The sequence below is a fragment of the Mesorhizobium sp. M1A.F.Ca.ET.072.01.1.1 genome (genome assembly GCF_004023325.1).
Taxonomy (GTDB): Bacteria; Pseudomonadota; Alphaproteobacteria; order Rhizobiales; family Rhizobiaceae; genus Mesorhizobium.
The window spans coordinates 1-15,920 of sequence record NZ_RZSF01000149.1; the positions used below are offsets into that span (position 1 = coordinate 1).

A 15,920-nucleotide genomic window follows, 5' to 3' on the forward strand; every position below is an offset into this window, starting at 1 on the left:
GTGTAGGGGCCAGACGGATCGTAGACCGTCACCAGCGGCTCGCCGGCAGTCGGGTGGACCGCGATCTCGCGCATCGGCACCCTGATCTGCGGATGGAGGACGCCGGGTTTGTGGATCTTCCGCGAAGCCGGCAGCGGCCCGGTCGATACGGTCGGGGTCAAGGCATTCATTTGAGGCTCCTTTGCTCAACTGCATTGGAGACCCAGTTCTGTGCCGGAAGGATGAAAAGACGCTTTTGGTCGACCTGCTTGAGACAGGTCTTCGGGCATGAACGCCCGCAAAGCGCTTGCACCGTCCCTACGCCAGTATGAACTGGATCAGGTTCAACGGGTCACTGCGCCGCAAAAGCCAGCAGTATCTCAGCCCCTTGCCGGGACTCCCCTGGTGAATGCTTTCGAATTGACCGGGCCGGCGCCGCTTTGTCAAGCGGCTTTGGGCAGCGGGCAGGCCGCAGCAAGCCGGATCGGAATCGACCGTCGTCTTGCTCGTCACCAGCAATCGCCCGAGCGCGCCGGCCGGACGTTGACCAAGGTGCTCAATTCAGGCGCAATCCGTCGCCCATATCACCTTGCATCCTGACGCGACAGTGTACGCCGACGAAGCGACGCATTGGGATGCGCTTCACCCCCGTTTCCTGACCAAGCGCATCAACCATCAACAACGCCTATTCCGACGACGGCGCTTGCACCAATTAGGCCGAAACCTTCTTCTCCCGCCTGCGCCGCGCTGAGATCGGCACCCAATCGTCAAGTTAGCGGTCGCTATCTTCATACCTACGCAGCAGAGATGGCATGGCGTGAGGACAACCGCCGTGTAAGCAATGGCGAGCGGCATCTCGCCGTCGCCAACGCCTCACTTCAGCCGAGTGTGGGCTGGAGATTGGCAACGAAACGTGGACAAAATTCAATCGCTTTTCGCATCGATAATCGTCTAAACGGCAACCAAATGACGGCTGACGCATTTTAAATGCGTCTAAATGCACGTTGCATATTTGCCGAAAATTGACAAATATGTGCGTTGCTTGTATGGCGCCGCCACGACAGACGGCCCAAGCCAGGGACACGACCGGGAGAACGATGATGCCAGAGAGAGGCTTGCCGAAGAGCGCTGAACGGTGCGCCCTTCCGCGCGACATTTCCAGATTTAAAAAGCTGTACGAAAATGGTCGCGCCGTTATCAAATCGGATCCTGACAAAACCCTCGGGTATGTGTCTACCGTGGAATTGGTAAACGAGACGGTGAAAACCGCCGCATAACCCCGTTTTTTTATTTCCTTTTAGAGGGCGAAGGTTTACCAACCTTCGCCCTCTTGCTTTGGGGCTTGGAGTTCTCGTCTGTATGATTCCGTTCGATGAAAAGAAGTTGGATGACTGGCTCGCCGACTACGAATCTTTCAACTACGCGTTCCGTGAGTTCTGTTACGCCAATTTCAAAGTGCATGGACTCGAAGCCCAATTCATTCCGAACGTCACAAAGCAGATTCACGCTCAGTGGGTGGCCGACAACCAGCAATGGCTTTCAGAGGAAACCTCTGAAAAAACGACGCGGCTGTCTCACGTGAAAATTTGTGCCCTGCTACTTTTTAATCTGAATTCAGAGCCCTTCTTGGGCAATTTCTTCGACCACGAATATAATGAGGACGTGCCGTACGAATTCAAAGGAAGCGAGGAGCAGAAAGCCACCGCTAGGCAGGACCTAATCGACGGAAGGGAATCTATCCTTGCGCTCGATTTTTGCCTGCTAATTATTAATTGGTTCGAAAAGAATCGTACGGATCGAGCCATCCCATACCGCCAACCGATGACGGCCGACATGCGCCACGATTTGCTCAATTACCTACTGGGCGTTGCCGTCGACCGAAAGGCGCTCTATTTGATATTGAAGGCTATGTATTTGCGACCGAACAGGGGCGGCGCAGCCAATTAAAGGGCGTCATTCTTCGGCGACGGTCCCAATTCTTCGGCGACCGCACTTTGGTCGCTAATCTTCGCCTCGATGACGCGCAGGGCGATTTCCCGGTTGGTTCCTTGCGGTCCGACTTGCGCCATGAGGCGGCAGCTCCGGCCGCTTGAAGAGTCCTTGCCCTTGGGCTTGAATTCGCGCGGATCGCCACGATAGCCGAACAGGAATAGCACTGCGTCACCGTGGGCGATCTGGGCCGATTGCTTCGGCCTTGACTTTGCCAGATGTGAGAGCTGCACCCGCCAGTTCGGCACGCTTTGCTACCAGTGCGGATATGACGTGCGGCTCACCCATACCGCAAGACGTCAACGCTATTCGTTGACGCGATTCTTTTTAGGTGTGAGCTAAATAATGCCGGAAGATTGTCAAATCACCGGACTGAAAGTTCGATTCTTGCGATGATCACACCTTCAATCGGCACCAAAGGTTTGCGCGTAGATCGCCTCGATCCGCTCTGCCTCGTCATTCGTCAGCGCGGCGAATTCCTTTTCGCGGGCGCGGTTCGATAGCTTGCCGCCATTCTGGTGGAGGAAACGAAAGAGCAGATCGATCAGCCGCTCGGGCATGTCGATAAAGGCATCCACCTGTTGCCGGAACTGATCGTAGCGCTGCAGAAACGCGGTTTCGTTTGGAAGATCCCATTCGATGGTTCGCTGAACGCAAGCATAGAGGAATTCGGCGTGCGGGGTTGCGTCAAAGAAGCCGTAGAAATCCCCGGTGTCATTCAGTACCCGAACGTTGAATTGCGGCGTCGCTTCCCAGTGGACCAATGGCAGAAGGCGCCGGGAATAGCTCTCGAGCACGCGCCTGTACTCGTCGATCTGGTCCAGGATCACGGCCGAGACGGGAAACACAACTCCGGGCGGATTGAATCCGTGCGTGGCAAGGATGTGATGGATTAGATAGCGGTGAATACGGCCGTTTCCGTCCTCGAATGGGTGGATATAGACAAAGCCGAAGGCCAGGATAGCGGCGGCGATGACTGCATCAAGGTTTTGCGCGGGGCCTTGATCGAAGGCCACCATCCCATCAATCAGCCGTGGCAGGTCCTCAGGCCGAGCGCTGATGTGAACGGGCAGGGGTATGCGATTCTCCCTGTCATGCTCACCGACGAAGCCTCCCTCCTTTCGAAAGCCAAGTCTCACGAAACGGGCATCGCCGAAGACAATTCTTTGCAGGCGAAACAGCTCATCGCGATCGATCGGTTGCCGGCCAGCTTCGGCGATAGCGCGGCCCCAGCGTTGGATGCGATCTTCCGGCGGGCGCTCGCCCTCGATCGCGTAGCTTGATCGGGAGTCTTTGAGCAAAAGAAAGGCAGCGGTCCGAGCAAGGAGGTCGCGCGGCACGTCCGCTACGATTGCCTCCGCGCGTCGCGGCAGCTCAAGGCCGATGAATTTTTCGAGCGTCTTGGTGCGGAACACCAAAGGGCAGAACTCAGGCGTACCGGGGAGGTTGTCCTTTATGCGGTAGCGCGAGACGGTCTTCTCGGGTCCGGACCACTGCAGCTCGGGATCGACGACCGGAACATAGCGTCCGGCATCAGCATCGGGTAGATCGAGACGCGCGCCCGTCAGCCATTCATATAGAAACCAGATGCGGCGGGCATAACTGCCGCTCGGGCTTTCACGGACCAGCCCCTCGATCGGAGCGGGACCGGTCACTTGGAAGAGCCGCTTGAGGACGGCTAGGTCGAGCCCTTCGTACTTGAGCGCGAAGGTTAGGTGGCCTTCGAGGGTTGGATGCGGAGCATGGCGGGGCGTCATGATCCGCCAGCCATTCCGTTCGGTAACGCGATGATGCTGGCCGGTGGCAGACAACGTTCGCGGCAATGGCACAGCGAGACCATAGGCTTCGATCAGGGCGCTATAGCCGGCCGGGGTCGCCGTCTCGGGAAGGCGGAGTTCCTGAAAAACGATAACAGGCCCTGAAAATTGGTTCTGCTGCACCGCCGCCATGAAATTTGGGCTCTCCTCTCGAATTCTCAAATTCGGCCGAGGCCTATGAAAAATGAACCTAATCCCTGAAAATTGATACTGCAAGCCAGACTTTGTCGAAAACGGGTTCTAAAACGTTGCTGAGATCTGCGTGTTTCGCCCGGGTCGCTGGCCAAGGAATGGAGCCTTTCGTTTGCCGACATCGAATTCATGAACGCCAAGCCGGTCGGTTAGAGGCTCGGACTGACGGTGCAGCTGAAGTTTTTCGCGCCTTCGAGTATTTCGCCACCGCGGCGGCTGAGGTTCCCGGTGAAGCGGTTTCCTACCTGGCTGACCAGCTTGGCGTCGGCGAGACTGATTTTGACGGTTACGATTTTTCAGGGCGCTCGGGACGTCACCATTGCGCGGAAATACTGCGTCACCTGGGTTGTCGGCGCATCTCGGTCGGGTCGGCCCGCAGGTAGATTTCCGTGTTTTGGAGGCTTGCGTGTCCGAGCCAGAGCGAGACCTTACGGACATCCCGGTCGCCTGCAGCGTGTGCATGGCACAGGTGTGGTCTCCTATATCGATCAAGACATAGGAGACACAGCGCCGCCATGGAGTTGCTACAGGCGGGCGTCGATTGCTCTGTCATTGCCCTGTGGCTGGGCCATGAGGCGATGGAAAAGACGATGAACTATCTTGAACTGAAGAAATCCGCCCTCGCAAAGCTAAGGCCGTACGAACGCGTCAAGGCCGAGCGATTTCGACCAAACGACCGGCTTCTGGAATTCCTGAATGCCCTTTGAGATGAGGACTAAGCCGAGTGTCAACCACCAGCTCCCGGCCGGACTGGCCGGGAGCGCGCGCGGATCGTCCCCATCAGAAGAGGCGCTCGGCATAGTTCGACGGTCGGCATAAACCTGCAAACTTAATGCCGTCAATCCTTAACAGATCTGACCAGCACGCTTACTGCCATCGTCAAGGGCCACAAGCAGAGCCGGGTCGATGAGCTGCTGCCTGGCCTGAGTACCGCGTGCACAATCGCAGTTGGGCCGAAGCCGACCAATGCTCGTTCAGAGCATCATAGCTTGACCAGTTGCTTGCCGAAGTTCTCTCCCTTCAACATCCGAACGAAAGCGTGGGGCACGGTCTCGATCCCTTCCGCAACATCTTCCCGTGTCTGAAGCAGTCCCTGTTTGTACCATGACAGCAGATCGGCAATCGCGATCTCGTATTCTCCCTCGTGGTCGTCGAGCAGGAACCCTTCTATCCGCGCACGGGTGATCAGCGTCCTTCGGAGATGCCTGAGACCGATATCGGGCTGGTCAAACCTGTCGGCCAAGGCAATAGTCCCGACCACCACCACCCTGCCAAAGGTGTTGAGGTTTAACATGGCTGCGTCGTGAATCGGCCCGGCAGTGTTGTCGATAAAGACATCGACGCCGCTAGGGCATGCGGTTGCGACATCTGCCACGAGATCACCCGAGCTTCGATGATTGACCCCGGCCCGATATCCAAGCTCCCTGCACCATTCCAGTTTCTCGTCTGAGCCCGCAACAGCGACTGGGTCGAACCCTTTGATCCGCGCGATCTGTCCCGCAATCTGCCCCACAGCTCCTGAAGCGGCCGAGATCAACACTGTTTCTCCAACCTTCGGTGCTGCGGTTTTGAGGAGGGCAAAATAGGCGGTGAGACCGGGCATGCCGAGATAGCTCAGCGCGGACTGAATCGGAGCGTCGGTACTCATCACTGACTTCGCTGACGCGGCCGGGATAACGCTAAACGGCTGCCAACCGAAATGATCGCTCATCACGACGTCGCCTGGTTTGAAGTCTGGGGACTCAGACGTAATTACCTGGCCAATTCCTCCGCCGCACATCAGATCGCCAATTCTAAAACCAGCAGCGTAATTCTTCGCGGGGCTGATCCGACCGCGCATATAGGGGTCGACGGAGAGCCACAAAGTTTTCACCAACAGTTCACCATCCGCAGCCCCGGGAATTGGACGGTCCTCCAGGTCCCAGTTCTCAACCGAAGGCATTGCGGAAGGGTAGCTGCGAAGGATCCAGCTAGGATTCGTCGACATGTGATCTCCTCAAATAGAGCGTTCGCCGCATTGATGCATGAAACCGATTTCCGTGTTAATTGTCGTAGATTGAAAGATATTGTTTTGAATTTCGGAAGAATGCCGCATGGATATGATCGAGGCCATGAAGGTGGTCGTGGCAGTGGCCAGGCACAACAGCTTCTCTTCCGCGAGCCGCGATTTACACCTTTCCGCTGCCTCGGTAAGCCGCATTGTGGCCGACTTGGAGACCGATCTCGGTGTGCGTCTGTTCAACCGCACTACCAGGCAGATCAATCTGACGGATGCCGGGATGGAGTTCGTGCAAAAGAGCACCGCCCTCCTGGAGGAGCTTGATCTGATGCGGAGCGCGGTACACGAACGCCACGAAGCCCCTCGTGGCCAGCTCCATGTCTCCTGCGTAACGGCCTTTGGCAATGAGTGCCTGGCACCAGCGGTTCCCGAGTTCGTGAGACGGTTCCCGCAGCTCGATGTCTCAATCGACCTTGGCAATCGGTTGGTCGATCTCATCGGCGAGCACTTCGATGTCGCCATCCGGGTGGGGCCGTTGAACGATTCATCCCTGATTGCGCAGAGGATTTTCACGCAGAGGATCGTGTTCGTCGCGGCACCCCAGTTTTGCGAGCAATATGGGATACCCAGGACCTTGGATGAGATCAGAGCTTGCCCATCCGTGACTCAGGTCAGCGGGGAATGGGGGCGCGTTCATAGGTTTTCGCATCAAGGAAAGGTCATTGACTTCGAAGTGCCGCAGCATCTGACAATGAACTCAGCGCGAGCGGTTAGAAACGCCTGCTTGGCGGGAGGTGGCTATTCCCTCTTGGGCGATTTCATGGTCGCCCAGGATATAGCGGAGAACCGCCTCGTGCGGCTACTGCCGGATTATGAACCCGTCGAGCAACCGATCTTCGCCTTCTATGCTCAGCGACGTCACACCCCACGTAAAATCAGGGTGTTTATTGACTACTTGGCGGAGGTCTTCAGTGGCACACTACCACGCGATGCCTCGTGACATTCTTTTCAGGTTACTTTTGTCCGACTCGCAACACCTCCCAAGAAACCTCCGATTGTTGTCGAGAGGCCGAGCAAAACATTGGCAACGCCGAAGACGGTCGTCGCCGCCAGCGCGTCGAAAGACTTGCTGATGTAAGCCGGAAACAGGCCATACATAGAAAAATAGGTCCGACGGCAGATGCAGGGCAGCCCGTGAGCAGAAAGCGCAATCGCCCAAGAAGATGGAGGTCAATAAGCTTAATGGGCCTTGCCGGAAAAAGGCCTCCAGGCGAACGGTAAGAAGCGCGAGTCCACCGGCTGGAAGGGACGGCAGGAGAAGCTTGCGGAAAAACAGGGCCAGAAGCAAACTCGGCCAAAGGGCTATCGGTACCGACCCTAAAAGCGCGGGAACGAGCATCTTCGTGAGGTCGATCATCCCTTCATGCTACCTGGATTCGGGACCCTCGCTATTCAGCGGGAACGCTTTGCGCGGGAGCGCGGGTACAAGGCGCTCGGCCGGCTCGAAGCCTGCTAGTTTCGCTCACTCGAAGCAGGCGCGAAAGCAAACCCGGCCAAAGACTATCGGCGCGGGAGAGGCGGCCCATAGGGTAAGCTGGTTTGAAGCTATTGGTTTTTACTAAGTGCGGCTACGCAAATAGGAGCATTTGCAAACCTTGAATTTGGTTTGAATATGTGCCATTTTACTAAGTATGACTAAGCAAAATCACGGAAAGCTAAACCAGCTAGAACGCACCTTACCCGAGGGCCTCTTTGTCGATGCGGGCTGGATGGAGCGTCACGGCTATTCAACCAGCCTGCGCAGCCAATACGTCTCGGCGGGATGGCTGGTTCAGCCGGCGCGTGGCACCTACAAGCGGCCCCTTGGCGAATTGACCTGGGAAAAGGTCATAGTATCTCTGCAAAAGCTGCTCGGAAGCGATCTGATCGTAGGCGGGCGCACCGCCCTAGATCTTCAGGGATTCAGCCACTACGTGTCAGCGTCCGGCCTCTCGAAGATACATCTATATGGCACCAAGGCGCCCCCCAGCTGGCTTGCAAAACTTCCTCTGAAAGAGACGTTCCGGTTTCATCGCTCACAGGTTCTGTTCAAATCGGCTACTGGCTCGATACGCGAGCTACCGGGATCGTCAGACTGGCCTATGAAAGTCTCGACGACCGAACGTGCGCTGCTCGAATTGCTGGACGAGTTGCCAAACCGCGAGAGCTTTCACCAAGTTGATATGCTCGTCGACGGCCTGCGTACATTAAGTCCGAAACGGCTCCAAAGCCTTCTTGCCGACTGCAAGAGCGTCAAGGTCAAGCGGCTATTTTTCTGGTTTGCCGAGCGGCACAATCATGTCTGGCTCAACCAGATAGATCGCGGTTCCCTCGATCTCGGCACGGGCAAACGTATGCTCGTCAAGGGCGGAAAGCTCGATCCGAAATATCTCATAACAATACCGGAGGATATCGGTGCCCCTGTCTGAACAATATCAGCGCCAGGTGGCACTGCTCGTCGAGGTCATGCCATTCGTGGCCGGTGAAAAAGAATTTGCCCTGAAAGGCGGAACAGCCATCAACCTTTTCGTGCGGGATATGCCGCGCCTGTCTGTTGATATCGATCTGACCTATCTGCCTGTCGCGCCAAGACCGGAGTCACTGGCTGCAATCGACGCTGCAATGAAACGCGTAGCGACAGCGATTCGCGCCGCGCTGCGCGGACTGCGGGTAACTGAAGTGGAGAATGTCCGCGAAAAGATCGTGACCAAGCTGACGGTTCAAAGACCCGATGCGCAGATTAAGATCGAAGTCACCCCGGTCTTGCGCGGCTGCGTCTTTGAACCAACCGTGCGCTCAGTATCACCCGCCGTGGAAGCCGCCTTCGGATATGCCGAAACACATGTCGTCTCATTTTCCGATCTCTACGCGGGCAAAATAATGGCGGCGCTCGACCGGCAGCACCCGCGTGATCTCTTCGATATTCGCGATCTGCTGGCAAACGAAGGGATCGATGATGATCTGCGCCGCGCCTTCGTTGTCTATCTCATCAGCCATGACAGGCCGATTTCAGAGGTCATTGTCCCGCGCCGCAAAGACATTGCGAAGGAGTTCGAGCAAGGGTTCGATGGCATGACGGCAGAGCCTGTGGCTCTTGTTGATTTGTTGACCGCACGCGAAATGTTAATCGCTACCGTAGCGGGAAGCATGCCAAAGGATCACAAAGACTTCCTAATTGGATTTAAGCGTGGCGAACCTGATTGGTCGCTGCTGAACGTGGACGGTGCTGAAGCGCTGCCAGCCGTGCGGTGGAAGCAGATGAATTTAGACAAGCTCCCGCATGAAGCCCGTGAGAAACTAGTGGCTCAACTCACGGCGGTGTTGAACCGTGGCTAGAGGCTGTTTGCGCCGGTTGATCGGATGGATGTGCATGACCAGTGGAAAGAATCAAACCTCAGATGAAGGACAAGGAACTGACCGAGTTCGCGACACGGTTCCTCACCGCGTATGCCGCTTCCGCTCAGAGTGGTAATGGCGACCCTGCAACTATGAAGGCAAATCGGCCTTATTCATTAGGTCCGGAGGTCCGGGTGGTATCGTCGAAATAACCGACGGGATTGCCCAGGCCCAGGGCGGCTTCGTCCACCGCGCCGCCACGTTACTAAAATCCAAGGCCGGTCACGAAAAGGCAATATCCGAGATTGGGATAGACCATGCACATGACTTTATCGCAGGGGATGGGCCGGTTCAGAATGCGGTAACCGCGATGATCAAGGCGGTGTTTGAACAGGCGGACGCTTCGTTCGAGTATTTGGCACCAAACTACCTGATAAAGCTGGACCCTGCGGCGGTATAAAAATGGCGCACCCGACAAGAAGTTGGGACGTCTGCCTTCGGAGGGCAACTTGGTTTCAGTAATGCTGGACGGGTCGGGATTCCCCACGGTCGAACGCCGCCATGCGGCGGATCGGTGACGAACCCGCGTGCAACGACGTATCTGAGCCGACGGCGACGCTGGACTTCCTTGCAGGACCGACAGGCTCATGCATCCCGCGGTATGAGCGCCCGAGCATGAATGTCGCCCGCAGAATCGCCCCATGTCCGGATCTCGAACGTCATCCGGCCTGTGGTAGAGGCTTCCAATCTCGCCTTGCGGATTGATCGCCGCTCAATTAAGCGGATGCAACTCTTCGTCCTTTAAAACGAGCGTTGGAAACGCAGGATGCCGCCGACGCTGTTGTCTTTGTCAGCGTTAGTCCAGTTCACGTTGGAAGGGTCCACCATGCCGACGCCGAAGTCGCCACAGTGGTCATAGTCGACTTCGGCCGTTACCGTGAAATCTGGAATGAGCGTATAGACGACATTCATAGCGACACCATAGTTCTTGAGCTGATCACCCGAGACCTGAACGTTGAACGAAGTCGTCTCGTTGAACTTGTAAGTGGCGCCAGTCCAGAAAGCCCAGTTCCCGCCCCAAGTTTTGTAGAAGCCGCGGCCGTGAGCGTCGATTGCGTTAGTGGAATCGTCGTTGAGCTTGCCATTGGAGCCGTAGCCGAACATTCCGAATAGCGACAGCTCGTTGGTGACATTGACGTCGACGCGGACTTTGCCGGCCACCGATCCGTAGTTGCTATCATAAGCGGCAACACCGGTGATCGCGCCCCACTGTTGCGTGTATTTCAGGCCGCCGACCACGTGCGGTACATAGCTATCGATGGTGCCGACCACGCCTTCGCCTTCTTCAAGCGAGACCACGGCCGAAAAGCCGTCACCGGCGTCAAAGTAGTACTGGATGACGTTGGTTTCCAAATCACCGTAGGGAACGAGCATCTGATTGAGCACGTTGCCGGGGTAGCCAATAAACATGTCGAAGGCCGACCAGTCCTTACCAATTCGAAGGTCGCCAAGCTGGATCCAGCCGAAAGTCAGGGTGAGATCTCTATTGTAGGCATAGTTTTGAGTACTGTTCGGATCCGAATAATCGTTTAGATTACCAAAGTTCATCTGGGTTTCGGTATAGGTCTTCAACGTGCCGAACTCGGTTTCCCGGTTCGTCCAGGTCTTCACCGTGAAGCGGGCATTCTTCTTCCAGGTTGCATTGGTGCTGCCGTCCTCGTGGTCGGTTGCCTTTGCGCCATCCAACGAGCCGACGTCACCCAAGCCGATGTCATAGCGGACATAGCCGCCGATGCGCAGGCAGGTTTCGGTGCCTGGGATATAGAAGAAGCCTGCGCCATAGACGTCGCAGATGTTGACGTATTCGTCCGCGACTGGCTCGGCGTCGACGGCGCATGCGTCGGAAACTGCAATGAGGGTCGCAGCTGAGCCGAGAAGAAGGCTCGTGACCTTCATACTGGATCTCCGTTCAAAGATATAAAAGAAGAAGGACGTCAAAGAGCGGATCCTTATCCCCACGATCTAAAATGAGGAGCAATGCGCTGCGCCTTTCACAGCGCGACGAGCCCGTCATGACAATTGTTCAAGAACAGAGGCGAAGAAGCTAAATCATAGGCTCAAACAGTAGGGCATTTATGAATCTGTTAACTGCTGCGATACAGCACTGCGAGCGAACCGCCATAGTCATCTCCGCTAGTTGTGAGCAGACCCTCACAACGGCTTCCAAAGTTGCATTCGCAAGTGATGTGCCACCTGGCGACGCAGCTGCGAGTTGACACTCAAGTTTGCCGGCGGACCTTGGTTCGCGCTTCCTTCTCTTTGCCTTGAGATCAGGCCGAGCACGAAACGCCAAGGTTTCGGATATGGTTCGTGTGTTCGATATGCGACAGTTTCGTTCAAAGGCGACAGCTTTTGTTTGCTGTGAGCCTCGATATTGAGACGTCATGCGGCGGCACCGCTCGGTACGTCAGGCGGGTGCCGCATGACGCTGACATAATGGGTTGAGCGAGACTGGGCATGTGATCCTCGCGGCGTGGCCCACGCCGTAAGCGTCATTACTTCGACTCAACTGAACGCTTGGCGATTTTGGCCAAGGACGGGGATAGTGGGCATCGAAAACGGTCTTGTTCGCGTACGGGCGGCAGCATCGCCTTGCGGTTCGTCCGGTTGCTGTCGCATTCGATGCTCTTCTCGACCGGGCTCCCCTTAACCAGGCGTAAGTGCGAGGGCAACCAGCACGACTGCGAACGGCCGGGCCCGGGCGCCGCCAACGTGTCGACCACCTTTGACCTCGCAGAGCATGGCATTCTGCTTGGGCGCCCCGTGAGACAATCCTTCGTGCGGCTACGGTGATTGGGGCCTGCGCGTTGCTCACGAGCCTCACGGCTGCCGTACCCGTTCGCGAGACTCGGCCATGTGGGCCGCGTCCGATCATGCAGCTTGTCTTGGGACTGCGATTGGCCAACAGCAACTTGGCGCTGGCGGTGCTTTCTCAGTCGAACTTGATGCTCGCCTGCCCGAACACGCCGTAGCGTTCAACCTCCAAAGGCAGGATCGCCGGCGCACCACCGCCCGGCGTCTCCTCGAAATGAGCGGCGCCGGCAGCTCCCGCGCGCCAATAGCGGGCGCCGACGCCGATGTTGAACAAATCCGTGACTTTGTAGTTCAACATTGCCTCGAGTTGGACGCCATATCCGTTGCCGTCTTCGGGAACCGGATTGATCTCTGGGCGCAGATGGTGCTGATCCTTGCCGTCAAGCCGCGTGAACAGCACCGCGACGTCACCGGAAAGGCTGAGTCGTTCGGTGAGTTGCGTCTGCCCGGCCAGGCCGAGTTGCAGCGAATGCCAATCGTCATTCTCGCTGACGCCGCCCATATTGGTCGTAATGGCTGGCACGCAAATCCGCGGGTTGGCCGCCTGCTGCGCGCAATGGATGGCGTGGTAGCTCTCGTGCCAGAAATTATATCCGACATAAGCACCGACGCGGTAACGAGGCGTGTTCCAGAAATTATATCCGAGGTCGGCGGTGAAATACGTGATGCGACCGTTGTGCTGATCGGACAACGTCCTCGAATAGGGTTCTTCGTCCAGGAAGTCCTCGTCGGTGAGAGCACCCTGGGCGATCCCGGCCGCACTGATGAATCCCTTGACGAAGATGCCAGTCAGATTGTGGGTCGCGTTGAGGAAGACTTCGCCCGATAGGGCACCGAGATCGCTGTATGTGAGCCGCGATATCATCACCGCGCCGTCGGCGTTGTAAAGTTCCTTCGATGCTTCGCCGCTACTGTACCAGTAGCGGAGCCCGCCCTCGAACGAAAAGACCGGGGGCACCGCGCTGGCGACTGCCGCCGGCTCGGCGACCACCGGGATGTCGGCAGCGGCGGCACCCGCCGACAGATCGCAAAGCGCGACATAGGTTAAAAGCACTCGCCGCATCGGCAGATTCTCCTTTGTGTTGATTTTCGGGCTCGCGCGGACATCCAGAAAATTGGCGAGGTTGGACCGACTGCAGAGTTGGTCTCAAGGCAAGAGGATCATCCTGTCAAAGTGCCTTGCAGCCTTTAGCCTGGCTATTGCTTGCAGTGCGGCAGCTTGCTTCTTCTGGTCCGCCAGGTCCTAAGGTACGGCCTGATCCCAGCAGACAGCATGGTGCGAACATTGCGACACTCTCCGCGAGACGCGTTTAGCGACACTCCAAGCAACATGCGTGCCAACGAAAGAACTCATTAGAGGCATGCCGATCGAGCGCTGCATGTCCGACATTTGTCGGGCCTCGCACAATGCCAAGGCATCCTGTCGCAAATTGTCGGTGAGAGGGTTGCGGCATGAAGCTCTTCAAAATTCTGAGGAGCTCATGACCTTCAAAGTCTGCCAGTTCGACCGGTTCGCGAATGCCACACCGGCAGATTTCCCAAGGTCGGGCCACGGCGCGGAAGCCCCTCGCGTGATCCGGGCGTCCCCGCTGTGAAACGTCGCTGGGCGCGACCAGCGGCGCCGGCTCATTGTCGGGTCTGACTGATGGGGTGTCGGCCGGGACAGGTTCTGGTTCCGATTATTCGAGCGCGGCGGGATCGCCCGTTGGCTTTGTCTTGATCTACATCAGTCCACGTCGGTTCCCATGCTTGAGCATGGCTGTTGCCACTCGCGTCGCCAACCGTGGCTTCCCGCTCGCGGACGTGCAACGAGGCATCTCGCCCAGGCGTCCCGACAGCTAATTTATGAAAGAACTATCGACCGGTTCCCTTCAAATTCCTGCAAGGAATTCGACAAAATAGCGACGCCGCTTTACCCGCAACGCGCGAAGAATTGGTAACTAATTGAAATTTAAGCCGCCGCTGCATCTGGCATGACGTTTGCTCTCTGCCGTTTAACATGTGAAGACGATATACAAAATATGAAGACGTTACAAAAAAATATAATGCGTGCTCGACTCGATTTATCGAAAGGCACGAAAAGAAACATTCTCCTACAGGAACGGAGCAAGACAAATGAAAATTATGTTATCGACAGCGGCTTTTCTTATGGTTTCGACGTTAGCGTTCGCTTTTGATGTAAACGAAAACGATATGCTAAGTATTTATGCTCGCAGCGACGCCAAGACGTATCCTTGCAGCCGCCAGAAGACACTCCTCTCTGTTAAATGGAAAAGCGGATGCATCTTCGTCGATGTCTTGCCGCACGTTCAATCCGGCTTGCCTGTTGTGATGTACATCTGACAATTATCCCGGCCAGACGCAATACGCGCCAAATACCCTTGTGCGCAGTGCTTAGCATGGTGCCGGCCCGAACCTTGGTCCCGCGCTTCCGCGACAAACCTCGAGCGTCCCATTGGCAAAATCACCGGGGCCATGATGGTCGGAATCCTGAGTCAGTCCATCTCTTGAAACGTGAAAGGAGCAAAACCAGTTCGGCACGCGCACCATGCCGCAAAAGTCGCGCGAACCCCATGCTGGCCCTGAGGGGCCGGGTCCGGGGAGGCTCTCGCAATCTGTTTGTCCTAAAGGAGAACGATATGAAGTTCCGTCCATTGCACGACCGCGTACTCGTCCGTCGCATCGAGGCCGACGAAAAGACGGCCGGCGGCATCATCATCCCCGACACTGCCAAGGAAAAGCCGCAGGAAGGTGAAGTCATCGCCGTCGGCCCAGGCGCTCGCGATGAGAGCGGCAAGCTCACCCCCCTCGACGTTAAGGTCGACGACCGCATCCTGTTCGGCAAGTGGTCCGGCACCGAAATCAAGCTCGACGGCGAGGACCTGCTCATCATGAAGGAAAGCGACATCCTGGGTGTGATCGAGGTTTCGGCCTCGGCCAGGCAAGCCGCGTGACCGAAACCGCGTCACTCAAACAGTCGACAAGAACTGCCTATCCACAGGAGTGAACCAATGGCTGCAAAGGAAGTGAAATTTCATTCTGATGCCCGCGAGCGAATGCTGCGCGGCGTCGACATTCTCGCCAATGCGGTGAAAGTGACGCTCGGTCCGAAGGGCCGCAACGTCGTCATCGACAAGTCGTTCGGCGCCCCGCGTATCACCAAGGACGGCGTCACCGTCGCCAAGGAGATCGAGCTCGAGGACAAATTCGAGAACATGGGCGCGCAGATGGTGCGCGAGGTCGCGTCCAAGACCAGCGACATCGCCGGCGACGGCACCACCACCGCCACGGTGCTGGCGCAGTCGATCGTGACCGAGGGCGCCAAGGCAGTCGCGGCCGGCATGAACCCGATGGATTTGAAGCGCGGCATCGACAAGGCGGTGGAAACGATCGTCGCCAATCTGAAGGCCAACGCCCGCAAGGTGACGAAGAACGACGAGATCGCACAGGTCGGCACGATCTCGGCCAATGGTGACGAAGAGATCGGCCGCTTCCTGGCCGAGGCCATGGAAAAGGTCGGCAACGAGGGCGTCATCACCGTCGAGGAAGCCAAGACCGCCGAGACCGAGCTCGAAATCGTCGAAGGCATGCAGTTCGACCGCGGGTATCTGTCGCCCTACTTCATCACCAACCAGGACAGGATGCGCGTCGAGCTCGAAGAGCCCTATGTGCTGATCCACGAGAAGAAGCTTTCC

Annotated in this window: 11 protein-coding genes, 3 pseudogenes and 1 riboswitch; of the genes and pseudogenes, 9 read left to right on the forward strand and 5 right to left on the reverse strand. The window is 57.0% G+C overall.

Annotated features, from left to right (window positions below; translation table 11 throughout):
- Nucleotides 1-170, reverse strand: a 170-nt coding sequence (locus EOA32_RS20165; RefSeq protein ID WP_145971324.1) for a hypothetical protein, incomplete at its 3' end; no start/stop codon positions are given.
- Nucleotides 171-276: 106 nt separating this feature from the next.
- Nucleotides 277-393: riboswitch (TPP riboswitch) on the reverse strand.
- Nucleotides 394-565: 172 nt separating this feature from the next.
- Between EOA32_RS20165 and EOA32_RS39945 the strand changes: the two are divergent.
- Both EOA32_RS39945 and EOA32_RS20170 read left to right on the forward strand, forming a co-directional pair.
- Nucleotides 566-934, forward strand: a pseudogene (locus tag EOA32_RS39945) (transposase); the annotation flags it as partial.
- Nucleotides 935-1,362: 428 nt separating this feature from the next.
- Complete coding sequence (locus EOA32_RS20170) at nt 1,363-1,926, forward strand: hypothetical protein (RefSeq protein WP_128372663.1); 564 nt, start codon at nt 1,363-1,365, stop codon at nt 1,924-1,926.
- A 446-nt stretch (nt 1,927-2,372) separates the two neighbouring features.
- Here the strand turns inward: EOA32_RS20170 and EOA32_RS20175 are convergent, their stop codons facing one another.
- Nucleotides 2,373-3,917, reverse strand: coding sequence for a Fic family protein (locus tag EOA32_RS20175; protein ID WP_128372664.1), 1,545 nt, complete (start codon nt 3,915-3,917; stop codon nt 2,373-2,375).
- Between the two features lie 560 nt (nt 3,918-4,477).
- Here EOA32_RS20175 and EOA32_RS20190 point away from each other — a divergent pair.
- Nucleotides 4,478-4,684, forward strand: a pseudogene (locus EOA32_RS20190) (tyrosine-type recombinase/integrase); the annotation flags it as partial.
- Nucleotides 4,685-4,796: 112 nt separating this feature from the next.
- A pseudogene (locus EOA32_RS20195) lies at nt 4,797-4,897 on the forward strand (transposase domain-containing protein); the annotation flags it as partial.
- A gap of 62 nt (nt 4,898-4,959) precedes the next feature.
- On the opposite strand, the gene EOA32_RS20200 reads toward EOA32_RS20195, so the two are convergent.
- On the reverse strand, nt 4,960-5,964 hold the full coding sequence (locus EOA32_RS20200) for an NADP-dependent oxidoreductase (RefSeq protein ID WP_128372666.1): 1,005 nt from the start codon (nt 5,962-5,964) through the stop codon (nt 4,960-4,962).
- Nucleotides 5,965-6,070: 106 nt separating this feature from the next.
- On the opposite strand from EOA32_RS20200, the gene EOA32_RS20205 reads away from it, so the two are divergent.
- From EOA32_RS20205 to EOA32_RS20215, 3 genes are all read left to right on the forward strand, one after another.
- On the forward strand, nt 6,071-6,976 hold the full coding sequence (locus tag EOA32_RS20205; RefSeq protein WP_128372667.1) for a LysR family transcriptional regulator: 906 nt from the start codon (nt 6,071-6,073) through the stop codon (nt 6,974-6,976).
- A 691-nt stretch (nt 6,977-7,667) separates the two neighbouring features.
- Nucleotides 7,668-8,444 (forward strand): type IV toxin-antitoxin system AbiEi family antitoxin domain-containing protein, encoded by a 777-nt coding sequence (locus EOA32_RS20210; protein ID WP_128372668.1) that lies wholly within the window; start codon nt 7,668-7,670, stop codon nt 8,442-8,444.
- Nucleotides 8,431-9,351: a nucleotidyl transferase AbiEii/AbiGii toxin family protein gene (locus EOA32_RS20215; RefSeq protein WP_210214838.1), complete on the forward strand. Its 921-nt coding sequence runs from the start codon at nt 8,431-8,433 to the stop codon at nt 9,349-9,351. Before EOA32_RS20210 ends, EOA32_RS20215 begins: the two co-directional genes overlap by 14 nt.
- 801 nt (nt 9,352-10,152) lie before the next feature.
- Here EOA32_RS20215 and EOA32_RS20220 read toward each other — a convergent pair.
- On the reverse strand, nt 10,153-11,307 hold the full coding sequence (locus tag EOA32_RS20220; RefSeq protein WP_128372669.1) for a porin: 1,155 nt from the start codon (nt 11,305-11,307) through the stop codon (nt 10,153-10,155).
- A 1,036-nt stretch (nt 11,308-12,343) separates the two neighbouring features.
- Nucleotides 12,344-13,216 (reverse strand): omptin family outer membrane protease, encoded by an 873-nt coding sequence (locus tag EOA32_RS20225; protein ID WP_189407269.1) that lies wholly within the window; start codon nt 13,214-13,216, stop codon nt 12,344-12,346.
- Nucleotides 13,217-14,864: 1,648 nt separating this feature from the next.
- Here EOA32_RS20225 and groES point away from each other — a divergent pair.
- Together groES and groEL are read left to right on the forward strand one after the other, a co-directional pair.
- The gene (gene groES / locus EOA32_RS20235) at nt 14,865-15,179 is read left to right on the forward strand and encodes a co-chaperone GroES (RefSeq protein WP_128372672.1); all 315 of its coding nucleotides are present in this window, start codon (nt 14,865-14,867) and stop codon (nt 15,177-15,179) included.
- Between the two features lie 57 nt (nt 15,180-15,236).
- The coding region (groEL, locus tag EOA32_RS20240) for a chaperonin GroEL (protein WP_128372673.1) at nt 15,237-15,920 on the forward strand (684 nt) is incomplete at its 3' end.

Bases quoted from the DNA above. Each gene is read 5' to 3' on its own strand.
- EOA32_RS20175 (WP_128372664.1), bottom strand. From the start codon at position 3,917: ATGGCGGCGGTGCAGCAGAACCAATTTTCAGGGCCTGTTATCGTTTTT.
- EOA32_RS20200 (WP_128372666.1), bottom strand. From the start codon at position 5,964: ATGTCGACGAATCCTAGCTGGATCCTTCGCAGCTACCCTTCCGCAATG.
- EOA32_RS20205 (WP_128372667.1), top strand. From the start codon at position 6,071: ATGGATATGATCGAGGCCATGAAGGTGGTCGTGGCAGTGGCCAGGCAC.
- EOA32_RS20210 (WP_128372668.1), top strand. From the start codon at position 7,668: ATGACTAAGCAAAATCACGGAAAGCTAAACCAGCTAGAACGCACCTTA.
- EOA32_RS20220 (WP_128372669.1), bottom strand. From the start codon at position 11,307: ATGAAGGTCACGAGCCTTCTTCTCGGCTCAGCTGCGACCCTCATTGCA.
- groES (WP_128372672.1), top strand. From the start codon at position 14,865: ATGAAGTTCCGTCCATTGCACGACCGCGTACTCGTCCGTCGCATCGAG.